The sequence below is a fragment of the Borborobacter xinjiangensis genome (assembly GCF_047739745.1).
GTDB lineage: Bacteria > Pseudomonadota > Alphaproteobacteria > Rhizobiales > Rhizobiaceae > Pseudaminobacter.
Genome location: NZ_JBLLVA010000016.1, coordinates 90650 through 108244, shown reverse-complemented (window position 1 = coordinate 108244; position 17595 = coordinate 90650). Strand labels below are relative to the sequence as shown.

Here is a 17595-nt window from a genome sequence, read left to right as displayed (position 1 = left end):
CAAAGCTCAAAATAGCCGAAACTCTAACTCTCAAAATGGACCCGTTCTCAGGGGGAAGGCCAGTTCGGTTATCGGCTTGTCAGCAGGCGTATCGGCCAGCCGCTTCGGCATCATGAAAGGTACAATCGAGGACGGCTTGGCTATGGACTCCAACACCAGCCCGTAAGGCTCTTTCAGCTTCAGCGTGATGGTTTTGGCATCAGTAGCTTCAAGACTGGCAGTATACTCTATCAGCTTTTGCCCCATGCCATCGCGCTTGGCCCAACGTTGCAAAGAAGCAACGCAGTCCTCAGCAGTAACTGGCTTCCCATCGTGCCATTTTAGCCCTTCACGAAGGGTAAACGTGTAGACAAGCTTATCCTCAGAAACCTTGTAGTCAGCCATCTGTGGCTTGACCTGAAATTTGTCATCCATACCCAGCAGGGTGTCATAGACCATATACCCATGATCTCGACTAATATATGCGGTTGTCAGAATTGGGTCGGTAATGCGCAGGTCAGAGTGCATGACCGCGCGCACTGTTTTTGCTTCAGCTTGGTACGGCAATAAAGATAATGAAAAAGCGGTCACCATGCCAAATGATGCAACTCTCCATCTATTCGGCAGCGTATCTTCCCTGCAGTTCATTTTCGCCTCCCTTTATATTGTGGCCTGCTATTATGCTTGAAAATTGGGCAATCTCGGTGTCGGCAAACGGGGCGTTTGCGCCCGCTGAGAAGTCGTTCTCGAACATGCCGGCAAAGAACTGTCATTTGCCGCAACAGGCCTATAGCCCAACATACGCCTTGTCAACAGGTGATGTTTATGTCATTAGATGACACAATTGATGTCTTTCGGATCGACCCGGAAATCGCTAACGAAGGTCGTGACGAAATGGAGTGCTCGGATGGGCGAGTTGAAATCGGGAGTTCCCTTGGTGCGCGCGCTTGAAAGGGGGCTCGCTATCCTTGAGGCGTTCGATACCGAGACGCCTCAACTGAGCCTCTCGGAATTGGCAAAGCGCACATCCCTGGACGTAGGCACCACACGTCGCATGCTGCAGACTCTGATGATAACCGGCTTTGTTGGATACAATGAGAACGCGTCCCGCTACTTCTTGACGAGACGCATTCTAGAGATCAGCGCCGCAGTCGAGACCGGCCGCGATCTTCGCGAAGTGAGTACCGGATACTTACGAAATATCGCTGAAAAAACAGGTGCCACCGTTTTCCTTTGGACTTACGACAACGGCTTTGCGCTATGTGTTGATCGCATAAGAGCTACAATCCCGAATGTAAGCGCCACGTGGTTTACCGTAGGCGGAAAGACGACGCTCAACTGCGGCGCGGGTCCAAGAGTATTGCTTGCCTATCTATCGCCTGCGGAACGTGCTGATGCGCTGAACCAGGACATGATCAAACGTACGCCAGCCAGCATTGTTGACCGGTCAGTTCTTTCTCGGGATGCGAGCGAGATCCGAGAAAAGGGGTGGGACTTGGCTGTTGATGACTTTGTCGTCGGCTTGGCCGGACTTGGTGTGCCCATCTTGACGGTGACCGGGGTCCTCGTTGGCGCACTGAGTATTTCCAGTTTGACGACGATATTTGGCGACCCAGCCAGCCCCACTCATCTTGACTTGGTTCGCGCATCGGCGGTGGCTATCGGCGCCCAAATGTCCGGCGACGACGAACACCTACGGTAAGGCTCGCGTGACCGGACCCACGTCATTTAAGATAGGCCGTTTCGCCATGTAGTGCGATGTCAAGTCCGTTCTCTTCGGCCGCCTGCATGACCTTGACTGGAGTGAACAGGTCGATGAACCACAACATCGCGTAGGTGAAGGAAAAGGCCCAAATGGATGAACCCGCCAGAGCGGCGAACTGCTTGTATAAGAAGATGCCATTACCGGCGATCAGTCCATCTGCCCCGGCAGGATTGAAGGCCGTCGAAGCAAATATCCCCAGCAGGAGAGTGCCGAGTCCACCTCCCACGCCATGTACGCCCCAAACGTCGAGCGCATCATCCCAACGAAGCCGGTTCTTCAACTCCACCGCCAGATAGCAAACAACGCCAGCAATGATGCCAATGATCATGGCAGCCATTGGCGATACATAGCCCGCCGCCGGCGTGATCGTAGCGAGGCCAGCGACTGCACCAGTCAACAAGCCGACAAAACTGGGCCGCTTTTCGAGCCACCAGCCAACGGCGAGCCAGGTCACGGCCGCGAAAGAGGCGGCCACGTCAGTGTTGAGGAAGGCGATGGCCGTCACCGAATCAACTCGGAACTCACTGCCTGCATTGAAGCCATACCAACCGAACCAGAGAAGCCCGGTTCCCAAGGCAACCAAAGGGATGTTATGCGCTCCACTATCCGTCACTCGCCGCCGGCCGACGTAGAGGATGGAGGCTAGCGCCGCCATGCCTGCGATATTGTGCACAACGATACCCCCGGCGAAGTCCAGGACACCCCATCTCTGAAGGATGCCGCCTCCCCATACCATGTGTACGAATGGGAAGTAGACGAAGACAAGCCATAGGGTCAGGAAGGCCATATAAGCCTTGAAAGATACGCGATTGGCGAAAGCGCCTGTGATCAGCGCGGGGGTGATGATTGCGAACATCATCTGATAGGCAATATGAACGTAGAGTGGAATTCCCGGAGTGGGCGAGGGTGTGGCGAGCGTCACACCGCGCAGGAATGCCAAATCGAAATTGCCGATGACCCCGCCGACGTCGCCTGAAAAGCAAAGCGAATAGCCGAAGGCAAACCAAATAACCGTTGTCCACCCCATCGACACATAGGATTGCATCATGATGGCCAGAACGTTCTTGCGACTGACCAAACCACCATAGAAAAATGCGAGCCCGGGTGTCATAAGCATGACCAGACTGCTGCACAGCAACATGAAGGCAGTGTTACCTGTATCCAGATTCGGCATGAAAGTCCTCCTTCGGAGACATTGGCAGCATGAACCGCATATCAGGGACGATATTACTGATAATTACCATCTCGCCGCTCGAGGTCAGCGATCAGCATAAATCTCTGTGTCAGCATGCCAACAACAACAAATATTACACCTGAACGACTTGCCTAATAGCATTTGCATTTTGCAGACCCGAACAATCGGGTCTGCAGTATTTTCATTTTTGTTTTAATGGTAACGGGCTCAGGCCACTTTTAGCGTGGCTGCCTCATTCTGGCTGGCAGCTGACCAGTAAGGCACGGTGCGTCGCTTGAGCATCTCCCGGAACTGGGACGTCGTCTTGTGAAGAAGCTCGCCAGAGCCCCAGTCGACAATCACACCGTACTGTCGAATGAGATCGAACATGTCGAGTTTCTTGCCTCGATACAATGCGGCAATCTTTTCGGCATCCTCGTCCAGCCAGCCCGCACGATGAGCGGCGATACGGGCTCGCTCCGCCAGGGTGCCGTTCTCGTCGATCTGATACTCATCAAGATCCGCGTCGACGACACGGATGATAACGCCGTAGTCCTTTTTGGCTCGCTCTACCGATACGTAGCCTTCCACGACATCCGTCATGACCCGGCTGAGATCCCTTTTAAGAGGGTCACCCAAGCCTCCGCCGCCGGCCGAGGGACGCGTCACCGTATCGCCCTGGTTGAGCGGAACGCCAGAGAACAACGAACCCAAATAGCGCTCGTTCTCCGCGCCCGGATTGACCCAGACACCGTGCGGAAGCGACGGCAAGCCGCCCCAAAGACCCCACGTGACAGAACGCTCTCTGTCGCAGCAGTAGGAGACGACGGTGCGCTCACATGCATAGAGTGTTCCGCCCTTCTCGACACCGAGTCCGCCACGGAATTCGCCAGGTCCGCCCGAGTCAACACGCAGTTCATGGCATGTCGTAAGAACTGGAGACAGTCGCTCTTGGCCTTCGAAAGGTTGAGTGCCAAGCTGAACGCCGAAGACCGGACCGGTTGCCGACCAGCCGTCACGCCCGTTACGTGCGCCCCATCCCCCGACCATCCAGTCGTACCACATGAAGTAGGGCTTCTCTGCATGACGCGTGTCGCGCCCGCCAATCAGCAGATATTCTAGATTGAAAGTACAAGCCATGGCGCGTTCGGGCAGAATCTCCGCCCACAATTCGAAGACCGAATTCATGATCTTCTCGAACGGTCCGGAGGCGAAGCCCGCCACAGGGGTTGGCCAATCCGCGTTGATAACGGTGCCAATCGGGCCGAGATCAACCGTTACCACCCGATAGAACCCGGAATTGAGCGGAATGTCAGGTGATTGCATCTTGGTGCCCGCCACAATGGCCGCAAAGGCGCCGCCGTAACAGCAGTTCAGGAATGAACCGATTGTCTTGGGGTGGGACCCGGAAAGGTCGTAGTGGACACTGTCACCGTCGATCGTCATTTTGACCTTGATGGGGACCAACCCCTCCCCAGCCGCGGGGTCGACGTCGATATAGTCGGTCGTTTCCCAAGTCCCGTTCGGCAGCCCCAGGATGCGCTGACGCGTCATCACCTCGACGTAATCCTGCACCTCTTTAAAAGACGTCTTGATCGTATCGACACCGTATTTGTCGCAGAGGCGCTGAACTTCCCGTTCGGCCAGGCGACAGGCCTCGGTCTGCGCCTGCAGGTCGCCGATGATATCCATCGGCGCGCGTGTGTTGTGCGCGATCAGTTCGGCCACGTCCGAGAGATATACTCCCTTGCTATAGACCCGGACCGGCGTAATCCGAAGCCCTTCAGCCATGTGGTCAAGTGCGTTGACGTTGAACGAGCCTGGCACCGCGCCACCGACGTCCGCCCAGTGGCCATTGGCCTGAGCGAAGCCGAGCAGTTCCCCCTTGTAGAACATGGGGGCGAAGATGCGCGTATCATTGAAGTGGGTACCACCTTGATAAACGTCGTTGATCACGAAGGCATCGCCGGGATGGATATCCCCTTCGAATTTCTTGATGACCGCCTTGGCCGTATAGTGGAGGGTTCCAACATGAGCCGCGATATCGCCGCTGCCCTGCATGATCGTGTCGCCGCTAGGATCGCACAACGCGGACGAAAAATCGCGGGAATAGATAACGAACGAGTAACACGTCCGCAAAATCTGCTCCGCCATCTGATCAACGATGTTAACATAGGCGTTCTTCAACACCTCGAACGTAACCGGATCCAATGAGAACCCCTGATTATTCACTTTCATAACTTTCCTCCTGATTTTGCCAATGTTTGTGAAAGCGTCCAACGCCGGCTCAAGACGCTAACGGCACTGTCATTTTGATTGTCAGATATTCAGTAACCTCCGCCTTAATTTCGGGCGGGACGAGGACAGTAGAGTCGAGCTGCTCGATAACTGCAGGTCCCACAATCACGGTTCCAGCCGCCAGGGTATCGCGCCGATAGACGGGCGTCTGGATTCTCTTCGGGCTCTCATCGAAGAGGACGGGTCTCTCTGATGACGGCACGGCTTTCGCAGATTTATTGAGATCATACCTCGCCAGCTCGGCCTTTCTCGTAAGGCCAGTTGCTTTGACAAGTATGCGATACACTTCAACCGGGGCATCGGGTCTGGAGTAATTGTGCTCACGACCATGATCCTCGTGGAATTTCTCAATTGCCTTGTCGAGAGATGTTATGTCCGCAGTGATCGGGATAGACATTGAACGCCACTGCCCAAGGTAACGCATATCGATAAAGCGCTGGAAGAGCATCTTATCTTCCTCGATATCCTCATGCGAGAGCCGGGCATGACCTTCAATTTCAAGGACACGGAAAGCGTCATTCAGCTCTTTTATGGAGACATCTTCCACTTTGCTGAGATACATTTGAGACAGATCGTGAGTGATATCGACAAGGAGGCAGCCCATTGCCGAAGTGACACCTGGATTTGGTGGAACCAAAACGACAGGGATGTGTAGGTCGCGCGCCAAGGCCACGCCGTGCAGGGAGCCTGCCCCACCAAATGCAACCAAGGCGAAATCACGTGGATCGTAGCCTTTTCGGAGAGAAACCAGCCTGACGGCGTCAGACATGTTCGCATTGGCCACCTTCAGCATGGCGACGGCTGCTTCCTCCGTCGTCAGGCCTAGCGGATCAGCGATGACGCGCTTGATCGCAGCTTCCGCGAGTTTCACATCGAGAGGGACCGTGCCGCCAGCGAGGTAGGCTCCGAGTCGGCCGAGGAACACATTTGCGTCGCAGTTCGTGGGTTCGGTGCCACCGCGATTGTAGCAAACCGGACCAGGATTGGACCCGGCCGATTGGGGCCCATTGCGTAGCGCGCCAGCTGGGTCTCGCCATCCAAGTGAGCCACCACCAGCGCCAATCGTAAGCACTTCGATGCTCGGAAAGCGGATCGGATAGCCGTATTCAACATGCCAATCGTTCGTCATTGGCAATTCACCGTGGCTGCAGAGCGAAATGTCGGTGCTCGTCCCACCCATATCGAGGCTGATGGAATTTTCGTAGCCAGCAAGCTGCGCCACAAAGCGGCTCGCAATTGCACCCGCGGCAATGCCCGACGCTGCAAGCCTGGCGGCAAACTTCGTGGAGGTCTTGGCGGTCATCACGCCACCGCCAGAGTGGAGCAGGAGCACCTCGCCGGCATAGCCACCCTTGTTCATCCGCGATTCAAGATCGGCGCCATACTGTCCCGCGACGGGAGACAAAACGGTATTGGCAACCGTCGTATTGAACCTTTCATGTTCGAAAATCTCCGGCATGATATCACTGGACAGCGAGATCAATGCTCCAGGAATCTCCTCGAGGAGAATATCGCGCATTCGTTGTTCGTTATTTGGATTGGCGAAGGAGTTAACAAAGCAGATCGCGATGTTGTTGATGCCGCGTTTTTTTATGACACGTGCGACGTCCCTCGCCTCTGCTTCATCCACACCCTCGATAACCTTGCCGGCGTAATCAATACGCTCAGTCACAACGAGGCGATCCTTCCGCCGCAGATAGGGCGGTGCCATCTCTTTGTAGGTATCCCACAAGTCGTCGCGCGTACCGCGCCGAATTTCGATAACGTCGCGAAAGCCCTTGGTGGTGACCATGATCGCCGGCGGAAATTTTCTCGTAATCAGAGCGTTGGTGGCGAGCGTCGTTCCGTGTGAGAACAAGATGATGTCTTTCAGGTCCACACCTGCGGCGTCGATACCCAAGAGCACGCCATCAATGGGATTAGGCGTTGTCGGAGTTTTGGCGACGTGAATCTTCCCGGAAGCTTCATTCAGTACACAGACATCGGTGAAGGTCCCGCCGACATCGCAGGCGACCCGCACAGCAGGCTCGATTTTTTCTACTTTATTCATGTCGCATTCCTCCTCATTTTGGCAGCTAAAATTACCGTTTTTCGGGCGCAACTCTTCGGAGCCTGGATTTCCTTCCGGAAATCCAGGCAAACGCTCTCAAGCAACTTTCATTGCTTTCCTTCATTGATGATTACTTGAACTTCCCTGCCGCCCATGATTTCACGGCAGAGCTGCAATAGACCTGGTGGCCAAACGCAAAAAAACTCCCGGCGGTCTTCACCGCGGGAGCTATCTTTGCTCTGGTTTCAAGCCGCATCGTCGCGGACTTGATAGACGATACAATCCGAGATCCAGACCTATCTGTCAACTGGCAATTTCATATTCGGAATCCTGCCAGCTGAAATCGTGCGCAAGTTATACAGCAAACGAACCAGACCGCGATGATCGAACGGCTTGAATTCCACTCTTGCCGCCCGGCCACTGTGGCCAGATGATTTACTGATGGGAAGGGTATGACGGAGGTCACGCTTGCAATCGAGTTGACTGCCCCATCGGGTTGAGGCACAAATGACGATGGGACAGCATTGTCCCTATTGGTCAAGCAAAGGCGCTTGCTGCGGTAACTCCGCGCTGGGCGCTTTTTTTGTGTCGAGTTCGGCGGATGACAATATCTGACGGAGTTGGCAATGATGGTGATAGAGATCGAGAGGCCCATAAGCGTCGGCGTGCTATTCTCCCAAACGGGTGTCACTTCGGTGATGGAGCGCAGCATGCTGGATGCCACACTGTTTGCGATACACGAAGTCAATGAGGCCGGCGGCATCAACGGACGCGAACTTGTCCCGACATATTATGATCCCGGCTCGGATCCCATCGCCTACAACAAATTTGCGAGCCGGCTGCTGATTGAGGACGGCGTCAGGATTATTTTCGGGTGCTATATGTCCAGCACCCGCAAGGAAGTGCTCAGGGCTGTGGAACAGCGCAATGGCCTTCTTTGCTACCCTGCGCAATATGAAGGCTTTGAATACTCTCGCAACGCCATATACTGCGGTGCGGCACCGAACCAGAACAGCGTTCAGCTGGGCGACTACCTCCTCGCCAATGTCGGGACGCGGTTCTACATGGTCGGTTCTGACTACATTTGGCCGCGAGAATCCGATCGCATCATGACTGAGATGGTTCAAAAGGATCGCGGCGAGGTCGTCGGCCGTAACTATCTGAAGCTTGACGCAAAGCGTTCAGCATTCAGGCCGCTGGTTGCGGCCATCAAGCGCGAGCGGCCTGACGTAATTTTCTGCAATTTCGTCGGTGAAAGCATAGTGCATTTCTATCAGGCATTTGCTGAAGCCGGATTGGATCCCAAGACCATGCCTATCGCCAGCCTGACGACCAGCGAGTCGGACATTCAGGCGATGGGCGCGGAAGTAGGTGCGGGGCATATCACTTCCGCTTCTTATTTCCAGTCTGTCAGCGGACAGCAAAACGAAAGCTGCATGCAACGCTATGCCCTGAGAGCCGGCACCGGCGCCGTCACGAACATGTGCTGGGAAGCAGCCTATTTTCAGGTCCATGTCGTTGCGGAAGCGCTGAGAAAATGCGGTACTGACGACGTCGACATCCTGCGGCCGGCAATTCTTGGCGCTGAATTCGAAGCGCCACAAGGGCTCATCCGCATCGATCCAGATACAGCACACACTCATGTTTGGCCAAGGGTTGGCCGTGCGCGTGAAGACGGGCAGTTCGAAATCCTGACGAGAACTGAATTCGCTGTGCCACCCGATCCATATCTGGTTAGCTACAACTCCAATGAATGGGGCGCGCGACTGGCAGTTCGTTCGATATAATCCGGCCGTAACATTCAGGGGTCGCCAGCGCCTGGAATGCGAGCCCGCGATAACGCTACGATGAGGACCGATGGTATCACAGAGCGTGCAAGGATCACCGAACGGCGTCTCAGCGCCGATCATGATCAAGGACCTACGAACCCTTCGCGTTCTCCTGCTCCAACCCAAGAGCAGTGAAGGTGAGGAGCTTTGGCAGCATCTTATCAGAATTGGCTGCCAGGTTCAGACGAGTTGGCCGCCGCCGTCCGTGATCCCCCACAATATTGATGTTGTCTTTGCCTTTTTGCGTCCGATTATCGAGGGCGATATCGTCTGGAACTGGAATGCCGATGATCCGCCGGCGGTTCTAATCGCCATCGTCGACTACGAAAATCCGATTATCGTGGAAAAGGTGCTCCGGCTACGAGCCCAGGCGGTCATTGGATTGCCACTGCGCACATTCGGCATTCTGGCAAATATACTCCTGAGCGTGAACAATCACCGGCGCGAAGAAAGGTTGCGCGCGCGCGTCGAACGGCTGACTGCCAAGTTGAAGGCCCATCGGGACATCGATAAGGCCAAGGGCATTCTCATGATCACAAACAAGATGACCGAGCAGGTTGCCTACGCGACCTTGCGTGAGCAGGCCATGAACAAGCGCACGACCATCGAGGCGATGGCGCTGGCTATAATCAACGCGAGTGATCTCTTGAAATTGCAAATGCCTCAAACGACCGACTTCGCCAGCTAGGCGCCGTGCGAGTGATAGGACCAACCATTAGCCAGGTTTAGAGACCTAAAAGCCAAATCGACGCCGATGCGGGGCTGTAGGGCGGCAAAGCCATCACTGCCCGTTTGTTAGCTGAGAAGCGACAATCGCTGGCAATGTTCACGCCGTTTCATTCGGTTCGTGCAAAGCTGCTCTTTCGGCGGTTGCCGACGGCAAGTCGGTATCGACGGACACCTAATCCTGGATCCGTATGTCATTTGGCTGGGGGCCGACCAAGCGCTAGCTCCATTTTTCGGCGGAACTCAACCACCGGATCATTCGCAGGCATCGCTACATCGGACCAACGCAAGACACTGCCACGGGGCAACGAACGCATGAGCCGAACGTCGCTGGCCAACGCGATTGGAAGATATTCCATCTCCACACTGTGTTTTGCGGTTGTCAGTCGTCCCCAAACGCAGTAGCCGCCTTCTCCATCGAGAATCTCCCCCGCAGACAAATCTCGCTTCGCGATTGCGACAACATCGGCTCGAAAGCCTGTCGGAGAACCCGTACTCTCGTTCCGCAACGCCATGTTGGCAATCGAAATGCCTAGTTCCAGGCCGATCAGGTGGAAAGGCTTGTACATTGCCGCGAACCGGCCGCTCGTATCCGTAATCAGTCCATATTCTCTAAAGCAGCGTGCAACGTATGAGGACGGCGCTTCGAAAACCGTGAACACACCCCATCTGAGATCGCGGGGCACCGCCTTTCCATTCTCGAAGACCGAAGAGACGACTTCTACTCGACCTGCCCTCGAAATCGGACCGCCGACAGCACCTGGTCCGAGCAAAGTTGCCAGGTCGTCGACGCCACAGGCGGGAAACCGCAAACCGTCAACAGGGGCCTCAAGCCCGGTGGCATTAGCGACAGCCGCCATTTCCACAGCCGATTTGGTTCCGTCGAGAAACGAGTTGAACATCTTCGCACTGAGCCTGCCCAATCGTGCCTGTTCATGGGTCAGGCCATAGTACGTCCAAACCGTTTCGGGAGTAGCATCATGGTAGTGGATCTCGTGCTTGGTTCCCTTGCCGGCAGCGACGACGTTAAGACCAGCGGCGCGCGCCCAATCCACCATCTCGCAGATCAGCGCCGGCTGATCACCGTAGGCCAAGGAGTAGATGACTCCGGCTCGCTTTGCCGCATCCGCCAACGCTGGGCCAGCGAAGGCATCCGCCTCGACATTGACCATCAATATGTGCTTTTCGAACTTGCAGCATTCCAGCGCGTGCAGAACCCCGGCCCGGGGGACACCGGTGGCCTCCACCACTATGTCTACGAAGGGGCTGCGAATGAGGTCATTGGAGTCTTCCACAACAGCAATGCGCCGCTTGGTGACGGCATCCTCGATACCAGCCGTGCTGACCATCTCAATTGGCCAGCCGGTCGCCGTCACCGCAGACACGCCGCGCTCAATTGACAGATCGGCGATGGCCACGAGCTGAAGTCCTGGAGTTCTTAGGCATTGGGAGACGAACATCGATCCAAACTTACCGGCTCCAATCAGACCAACGCGGATGCGCTTTCCAGATGCCTCCAAAGCGCAGAGCTTAGAGTGGAGGTTCATTTCTCCGCCCCCTTTTGGACTGAGTGACCGGCTACCGGGGACCAATGCGGGCTGAAGCCGTGTCGGTCGAACGTCACGTCGTGCAGCCAGGCAAGGCACCCAGCTGCGACCAACGGCCATCCGGCTAAACCGACAAGGTGAGGACGACTCATAGCCTCGTAGCAGGCGATCGCAGGCATCCTTGATGTCCCCTTCTTGCCATCGCGACGCAGAGTTGTCGCACCTTACCGGAGAGCCTGGACAAGGTGCGAGCCGTCGGCCTCGCACAACTGTCAAACGCCAGCCCTGAAACGGAAAAAGCCCCCAACGGATTACCCGCGGGAGCTTCCTTGCTCTGTTCGGTCCGCCTCATCGCGAACTTTGATGTTTGAAGTCTCAGCAATCCACCACCCTGTGTCAACGGCAAGATCGAGATATCCAAGGTCCAAAGCGCAAAAACTTCCCCAGACCTATGTCCGCCGGCATCCCTGACACGTAATTCCTTTGCGCTAGGCTTGTGGTGGTTGTCGCCGGCCTCGACGCCACAAAAAAACGACCTTGGCATGCCTGTCTTCTGACTGTCTTGAAGGCCGGCTACAGGCTGCCCTCAACTTCTCGCGTCAGCATCAACTGGCCACTTCAGCCGGCGATCCGGAGTTTGCACCGCTCACGACAGCGGTAGCGAAAACGTGCGCAAAATGACCTTGACAGGAAAAACTCTTTCCTAGCTAATGCACCCACTACGCCGAATTCGCAAAGCTGCGGATGCGGCCCTTGAGAGCAGAGCTGCTCTCTCAAGACACTTCTAAAAGTGTCCTTTTGCCCCCGATTTACAAATCACCGCAATTCGTGGGCCGATCCACCGATAAGCATATCGTGCGCGCGCTCTAAAGACAGTGGTCTCCAGGGCGCCGGCTAAGGCAATTTCCGTGCATTTCCATGGTCAACATCGGAAGGGGAACTACGCCATGAGGATCGATCGCAGGCAATTCTTCAAGACAGCAACTGGCGCCTTGGGCTTTGCAAGTTTTCCGTTTTTACTTAAATCAAATGGGCTTGCTGCCGAACAGCCAATTCGTATCGCGAGCATTCTGGACAAGACTGGCGGTTTGAATATCTACAGTCTCAAGCAGATCACGGCCATCGCGATGGCTGTGGACGAGATTAATAAGGCAGGTGGCCTTCTTGGGCGCCCTCTCGAGTTGGTTTTCTATGATTCCCAATCCAACAATCAGCTAAACTCCCAGTATATGGCGCAAGCCCTTATCAAAGATAAGGCGTCTGCTGTATTCGGCGGAGTTACCAGCGCGTCGCGAGAGGTAATGCGGCCGGTAGTCCACAAATTTGGCGGCCTTTACTTCTACAACTCAATGTATGAAGGCGGTGTTTGCGATCGACGTCACGTCTGCGTGGCCCAGGTTCCGTCCCAGCAGCTCTCGCCTCTGGTGCCTCGGGTGGTCAAGGACTACGGCAAGAAATGCTACATCCTCGGCGCTGACTACATCTATCCCCACACGACCGCTAAATGGATCCAGAAATACACGCGGGACGCCGGCGGCGAGGACATCGGGGTCGAATTCTTCCCGCTTGACGTGTCAAATTTCGCTCCGGTGCTTTCCCGCATACAGGCAGCCAAGCCTGATGTCGTGTGGTCAATTCTTGTCGGCAGTGCACACAATGCCTTCTACCGTCAATATGAGTCTACTATAGGCAAGGCAAAGATACCCCTGGCCTCCTGCATGTTCGGCATTGGCAGAGAACAGACATATCTTTCCAGCGAAGAAGCAGCCGGCATCATGAATGTGACACCATTCCATGACGAGTTGCCGACCGAGAAGGCGCAGGACTTCGTCCGTAAATTCAAAGAGTATTCCGGCGAACAAGACTATGTTGGTGACTATGGCGAATACGGCTATAGAGGCGTCAACATCTGGGCCAACGCGGTCAAGAAAGCTGGGGATCCGTCACCAGACGCTGTTATTGCGGCCTTGGATGGCGTCCAGTTCGAGGCACCGGGCGGCTTGGTGACAGTAGACGGGCAGACCAACCACGCGATAATGGATGTGCACCTTGTGAAGAGCAACAAGAAACAAGGCTGGGACCACCTGGAGACCTTTAAACAACTCCAGCCGATTGACACTCAAGCTGTGTGCGATCTCCGCAAGAACCCGAACGACACCAAACAATATACAATCGAGTAATCTGATCCTGGAACATCACCGACTGCTGGCGATCACGTTTCTAACGTGATTGCCAGCAGCTAGATGAAACGCAACCAAGGTTCGAATGGCGATGGTAGACGTCCTGGTCATCCTTTATCAGATCCTCTTCTCGATGAGCTTCTTCATTCTTATCAGTCTGGGATTGGCCATCATTTTCGGCATGATGGGAGTTATTAATCTCGCCCAAGGCGAATTTATCATGCTTGGTGCGTACGCGTGTCTTTGGCTGACCAAATTTCACATCAACTTCTGGGTCTCAGCGCTGATGTCTGGCCTCATTGTCGGACTGTTCGGCATCATTATTGAACGCGCCCTGATCCGCCACCTTTACGGTCGCATCATGGACACGCTGCTTGCCACATGGGGGCTTAGCCTTCTGATGGTCGGGCTGGTAACGACAATATTTGGACCGCAGGAAGCGGGAGTCGATGTCCAGCTGGGCAAGATCGAATTTGGCGACTTTTCGATCTCCATATACAATCTAGTTCTGATCGGAATATCTGCTGCCCTTCTCATCCTGACTTACTTGCTTTGGAGGCATACCCGCTTCGGGTTGATCGTGCGAGGCACAATGCAGAACCCAGGAATGGCTTCGGCGCTTGGCATCAATACGGACAAATATTACATGCTGACATTTGGTTTTGGCTCAGCGATCACCGGGCTTGGCGGCGCCTTGATCGCGCCGCTTGTGGGCACACAGCCTACGATGGGCGGGTTCTATGTGGCCAAGGCATTCGTAACCGTGATTAGCGGGGGCGCCGCCCCTCTTACAGGAACCCTTTACGCCTCCACCATCTTTGGTGTGACCGACGGAGTGATTTCCTACGCGACGACGCAAGTCCTGGGGGAAATCAGCGTTCTGCTCGTGGCCATCGTACTTCTTCGGCTGCTTCCATCCGGCATCACCGGCCGCTTTAATGGGGGAATTTAATTATGTCCAAGTTTACGCGGCTTTTGGGCGAAGACAGCGAGCCAGCAACCGGTCTTTGGTGGTTTCTCGTGGCCGTCGTCGCAATTTTTGGATTTGCGTTGCCGTTGCTGGTTGGCCTCGATGTTGTCATGAGCACATCGATCATACTTATCTATTCCATCCTTACCCTGAGCATGAGCTATCTCTGGGGTTACTGCGGAATGCTCAGCTTCGGCCAGACAGCGATGTACGGGATTGGCGGATACACCTATGCTGTCTTTGCGTTGAATTTTGGAAATACGACTGTAGCCGTCATTGTTGCGATATTGGTTGGAACGATTACCGCGCTGGTACTTGGCTATTTTATGATTTATGGCAGGATCAGTAAGATTTATTTCACCGTGATAACTCTTGTTATTACGGTTACCTTGGAGAAGGCCGTCAGAGCAACCTCCGACGAGCGATTTACGATCGGCAGCGTTCCGCTTAGGGGACAAAACGGAATCTCCAACGTACCGGATCTGCAAATCCCGTGGGATACATCAAACGTGTTGTTCCTGGATGGCGTCTATTACGTTGCGTTGATATCGCTGCTCTGTGTCTTTATCGGCCTGCGGCTCCTTTTGACCACTCACTTTGGCCGCGTTCTCATGGGCATTCGAGACAACGAAAGGAGGGCTGAACTGCTTGGTTATGATAGCCGGAAGTATCAGCTCGGCGCCTTCGTGCTGTGCGGTGGCATATCGGCGCTAGCCGGTGTCCTTTACGGCGTGTGGGGCAATTTCGTAGCGCCAGAGATGATGAACCTGAATTCAGCTGCCAACATCGTTATTTACGCGATCGTGGGCGGCCGGTCGACCTTGGTCGGGCCGATCGCAGGCACCGCCATCGTGCAGTATCTGACCAGTTGGCTCGGCACAGCAGGTATAGGCCAGGTGACCGTCTATCTCGGCGCCGTGCTCATCGTGTTCGTGATGGTGTTTCCAAGCGGGATTTTGCCAACCCTTGGCAACCTGCTGGGCCGGTTCAATCGCAGGAAGAGTGCGGCACCAGTCGGCAAACCGGTGGAACAGGGTGGGACAATCCGATGAACACGACAACCGGCCAATCGGATTGCGTTCTGGAGACGACGGGGCTCACCAAACGCTTTGGCGGTGTTTCGGCCATCGATTCCGTGTCCTTCAAGATTCAACGGGGCGAGCTGCGGTGCCTAATCGGGCCTAATGGCGCGGGCAAGAGTACATTCTTCAAGATGCTGACCGCGCAACATCGGCCAACAGCGGGAAATATCGTGTTGAACGGTGTTGATATTACAGGCTGGGAACCGCATGCCGTGAGCCGCGCCGGGCTCGGCATCAAGAACCAAGTGCCGGATGTCTTTGACAATCTGACTGCGCGCGAAAATATCTGGCTTGCAGCTAGCTATTTCGGCAAGGCGGCCCGACCAGACCGGGTAGTCGATGAAACTATGGAGCGTCTGGGTATCGCAGGATTGGCGCGCAAGCGCGTGGGCGAGCTGGCGCATGGGCAAAGACAGTGGGTCGAGCTCGCCATGGTGGTGAGCCGCGATCCTGTCCTCATCCTGCTTGACGAGCCAACCGCCGGGATGACAGAGGACGAGACCGCAAGGACCGCAGAACTCATCCTCGAGATGAACAAGTCACGCAGCATCATCGTCGTTGAACACGACATGCAGTTCATACGCAAGATTGCGAAGACGGTAACGGTGTTCCACCAAGGCAAAATTCTCGCCGAGGACACCATGGCAAATATCCAGAACAACGAAATGGTGCGCGATGTCTATCTTGGCCGATCAGCCGCTGCTTGAAATTCGCGGATTGCGTTCCGGTTATGGCCGGATTCCCATTCTCGATGGGATCGACCTGTCGATCCCATCGGGAACGATAATGGGCATCCTTGGCCACAACGGAATGGGCAAGACAACGCTCTTAAAAACTCTTATCGGCCACCTTAAATCGATGGGCGGCACCATCACGTTCAAGGGAAAAGGAATTTCGGGATACAAGTCGTATGAAAGGGCCCAGTTGGGTCTGGGTTATGTGCCGCAGGGCCGCGAGATTTTCACCAAGCTTTCGGTGATGGAAAACCTCCGCATGGGTATGACACATACCAAGGATGAAAGCGTCCTGACCGATGTGCTCGAATACTTTCCCGCCCTGTTGCCACTTTTGGACCGCCCTGGCGGCGGCCTTTCGGGTGGGCAGCAACAAATCCTAGCCTTGGCTCGATGCCTTGTCGGCAAGCCGCAGTTGATCATGCTTGATGAGCCGACAGAAGGTATCCAGCCTTCCATTGTCGATGAAATTGCCGAGCGCTTGGTGATGCTGAAGGAGAAGCTCGGAATAACCGTACTGCTGGTGGAGCAGGACCTCCACTTTATTGCTTCGGTTGCCGATTTTGTGTCTATCATTCAGAAAGGCAAGATTGTTGCTCAGATACACCCCAGCCAGCTTTTAGACCGGGAAATAGTGAGTAAATACCTAGGCATATAAAGCATTTGTGCTGTTGCGTGGTCCGACATACAGCTAATAAATTCCGACTCGCCATAGAAACCGCAAGATATTGTTTCTTATGGGAATCGCACTCACCCGCTATGCTGTTCCTCAAAGAACCTATTCAGGAAATAGTTGAGTAAGGATGTGGGGTTTGGAACGTTCCCTTTATCTGGAGCTGGGCGGTGAGGAAACTGTCGGCCGCATTGTTGAGCTGTTTTACGACGTTGTCGAACAGGCCGAGGATGCTGCCCCGCTTCACCTCTTGCACCTTCGCGGCCACGGCATTGCCCATTCCCGTGAGGAGCAATTCAACTATCTCTGTGGGTTTTTCGGGGGACCGAGTTACTATGTTCAGAAGCACGGTCATTCGCGCTTGAAGGAGATACACGAGCATATTGAAATCGGGCCGGATCTGCGCGATCTGTGGCTGAGATGTATGCGGCGGGCAGTTGAGAGCGCAGGCCTGTCGCAGCGTTGCAGTGATCTAGTCATGCGTCATTTCGCTGCCGCGGCTGAAACAGCCAGAAACAGGGACTGATGGGGTCGCAGCGCCTGATCTCTCGATTGCGAACATGTCGTCTCGTAAGGAAAAGTAATCGG

Annotated in this window: 13 protein-coding genes and 1 pseudogene; 9 read left to right on the top strand and 5 right to left on the bottom strand. The window is 55.0% G+C overall.

The features are described 5' to 3' along the window. Positions 1 to 33: 33 nt before the first annotated feature. Positions 34 to 573, bottom strand: a pseudogene (locus ACLKMW_RS17200) (ABC transporter substrate-binding protein); the annotation flags it as partial. A 313-nt stretch (positions 574 to 886) separates the two neighbouring features. Between ACLKMW_RS17200 and ACLKMW_RS17195 the strand changes: the two are divergent. Then, positions 887 to 1681: an IclR family transcriptional regulator gene (locus ACLKMW_RS17195; RefSeq protein ID WP_415725706.1), complete on the top strand. Its 795-nt coding sequence runs from the start codon at positions 887 to 889 to the stop codon at positions 1679 to 1681. A gap of 22 nt (positions 1682 to 1703) precedes the next feature. Here ACLKMW_RS17195 and ACLKMW_RS17190 read toward each other — a convergent pair whose 3' ends face one another. From ACLKMW_RS17190 to ACLKMW_RS17180, 3 genes are all read right to left on the bottom strand, one after another. Continuing rightward, positions 1704 to 2918 carry an ammonium transporter gene (locus ACLKMW_RS17190; protein ID WP_415725705.1) on the bottom strand — a complete coding sequence of 405 codons (1215 nt, stop codon included), beginning with the start codon at positions 2916 to 2918 and terminating at the stop codon, positions 1704 to 1706. Between the two features lie 228 nt (positions 2919 to 3146). After that, on the bottom strand, positions 3147 to 5156 hold the full coding sequence (locus tag ACLKMW_RS17185; protein WP_415725704.1) for a hydantoinase B/oxoprolinase family protein: 2010 nt from the start codon (positions 5154 to 5156) through the stop codon (positions 3147 to 3149). A gap of 49 nt (positions 5157 to 5205) precedes the next feature. Then, positions 5206 to 7266 (bottom strand): hydantoinase/oxoprolinase family protein, encoded by a 2061-nt coding sequence (locus ACLKMW_RS17180; protein WP_415725703.1) that lies wholly within the window; start codon positions 7264 to 7266, stop codon positions 5206 to 5208. Between the two features lie 626 nt (positions 7267 to 7892). On the opposite strand from ACLKMW_RS17180, the gene ACLKMW_RS17175 reads away from it, so the two are divergent. Further along, positions 7893 to 9053 (top strand): transporter substrate-binding domain-containing protein, encoded by a 1161-nt coding sequence (locus ACLKMW_RS17175; RefSeq protein ID WP_415725702.1) that lies wholly within the window; start codon positions 7893 to 7895, stop codon positions 9051 to 9053. 121 nt (positions 9054 to 9174) lie between these two features. Continuing rightward, the gene (locus ACLKMW_RS17170) at positions 9175 to 9783 is read left to right on the top strand and encodes an ANTAR domain-containing response regulator (protein ID WP_415725701.1); all 609 of its coding nucleotides are present in this window, start codon (positions 9175 to 9177) and stop codon (positions 9781 to 9783) included. A 232-nt stretch (positions 9784 to 10015) separates the two neighbouring features. On the opposite strand, the gene ACLKMW_RS17165 is transcribed toward ACLKMW_RS17170, so the two are convergent. Further along, positions 10016 to 11368 (bottom strand): NAD(P)H-dependent oxidoreductase, encoded by a 1353-nt coding sequence (locus tag ACLKMW_RS17165; protein ID WP_415725716.1) that lies wholly within the window; start codon positions 11366 to 11368, stop codon positions 10016 to 10018. Between the two features lie 947 nt (positions 11369 to 12315). Between ACLKMW_RS17165 and ACLKMW_RS17160 the strand changes: the two genes are divergently transcribed. From ACLKMW_RS17160 to ACLKMW_RS17135, 6 genes are all read left to right on the top strand, one after another. Beyond that, positions 12316 to 13548, top strand: a complete 1233-nt coding sequence (locus tag ACLKMW_RS17160) for a transporter substrate-binding protein (RefSeq protein ID WP_415725700.1) — start codon at positions 12316 to 12318, stop codon at positions 13546 to 13548. 85 nt (positions 13549 to 13633) lie between these two features. Beyond that, positions 13634 to 14500 carry a branched-chain amino acid ABC transporter permease gene (locus ACLKMW_RS17155; RefSeq protein WP_415725699.1) on the top strand — a complete coding sequence of 289 codons (867 nt, stop codon included), beginning with the start codon at positions 13634 to 13636 and terminating at the stop codon, positions 14498 to 14500. Between the two features lie 2 nt (positions 14501 to 14502). Continuing rightward, entirely contained in the window at positions 14503 to 15570 is a 1068-nt protein-coding gene (locus ACLKMW_RS17150) for a branched-chain amino acid ABC transporter permease (protein ID WP_415725698.1), read from the top strand. Then, on the top strand, positions 15567 to 16307 hold the full coding sequence (locus tag ACLKMW_RS17145; protein WP_415725697.1) for an ATP-binding cassette domain-containing protein: 741 nt from the start codon (positions 15567 to 15569) through the stop codon (positions 16305 to 16307). Before ACLKMW_RS17150 ends, ACLKMW_RS17145 begins: the two co-directional genes overlap by 4 nt. After that, positions 16276 to 16992 carry an ABC transporter ATP-binding protein gene (locus tag ACLKMW_RS17140; RefSeq protein WP_415725696.1) on the top strand — a complete coding sequence of 239 codons (717 nt, stop codon included), beginning with the start codon at positions 16276 to 16278 and terminating at the stop codon, positions 16990 to 16992. Before ACLKMW_RS17145 ends, ACLKMW_RS17140 begins: the two co-directional genes overlap by 32 nt. Positions 16993 to 17137: 145 nt before the next feature. After that, a complete protein-coding gene (locus ACLKMW_RS17135; protein WP_415725695.1) occupies positions 17138 to 17533 on the top strand; it encodes a globin domain-containing protein in 396 nt (131 codons plus the stop codon). The last annotated feature ends 62 nt before the right edge of the window (positions 17534 to 17595 follow it).

Bases quoted from the DNA above. Each gene is read 5' to 3' on its own strand.
- ACLKMW_RS17195 (WP_415725706.1), top strand. From the start codon at position 887: ATGGGCGAGTTGAAATCGGGAGTTCCCTTGGTGCGCGCGCTTGAAAGG.
- ACLKMW_RS17175 (WP_415725702.1), top strand. From the start codon at position 7,893: ATGATGGTGATAGAGATCGAGAGGCCCATAAGCGTCGGCGTGCTATTC.
- ACLKMW_RS17185 (WP_415725704.1), bottom strand. From the start codon at position 5,156: ATGAAAGTGAATAATCAGGGGTTCTCATTGGATCCGGTTACGTTCGAG.
- ACLKMW_RS17145 (WP_415725697.1), top strand. From the start codon at position 15,567: ATGAACACGACAACCGGCCAATCGGATTGCGTTCTGGAGACGACGGGG.
- ACLKMW_RS17170 (WP_415725701.1), top strand. From the start codon at position 9,175: ATGATCAAGGACCTACGAACCCTTCGCGTTCTCCTGCTCCAACCCAAG.
- ACLKMW_RS17155 (WP_415725699.1), top strand. From the start codon at position 13,634: ATGGCGATGGTAGACGTCCTGGTCATCCTTTATCAGATCCTCTTCTCG.
- ACLKMW_RS17165 (WP_415725716.1), bottom strand. From the start codon at position 11,368: ATGAACCTCCACTCTAAGCTCTGCGCTTTGGAGGCATCTGGAAAGCGC.
- ACLKMW_RS17190 (WP_415725705.1), bottom strand. From the start codon at position 2,918: ATGCCGAATCTGGATACAGGTAACACTGCCTTCATGTTGCTGTGCAGC.
- ACLKMW_RS17150 (WP_415725698.1), top strand. From the start codon at position 14,503: ATGTCCAAGTTTACGCGGCTTTTGGGCGAAGACAGCGAGCCAGCAACC.
- ACLKMW_RS17140 (WP_415725696.1), top strand. From the start codon at position 16,276: ATGTCTATCTTGGCCGATCAGCCGCTGCTTGAAATTCGCGGATTGCGT.
- ACLKMW_RS17180 (WP_415725703.1), bottom strand. From the start codon at position 7,266: ATGAATAAAGTAGAAAAAATCGAGCCTGCTGTGCGGGTCGCCTGCGAT.
- ACLKMW_RS17160 (WP_415725700.1), top strand. From the start codon at position 12,316: ATGAGGATCGATCGCAGGCAATTCTTCAAGACAGCAACTGGCGCCTTG.
- ACLKMW_RS17135 (WP_415725695.1), top strand. From the start codon at position 17,138: ATGTGGGGTTTGGAACGTTCCCTTTATCTGGAGCTGGGCGGTGAGGAA.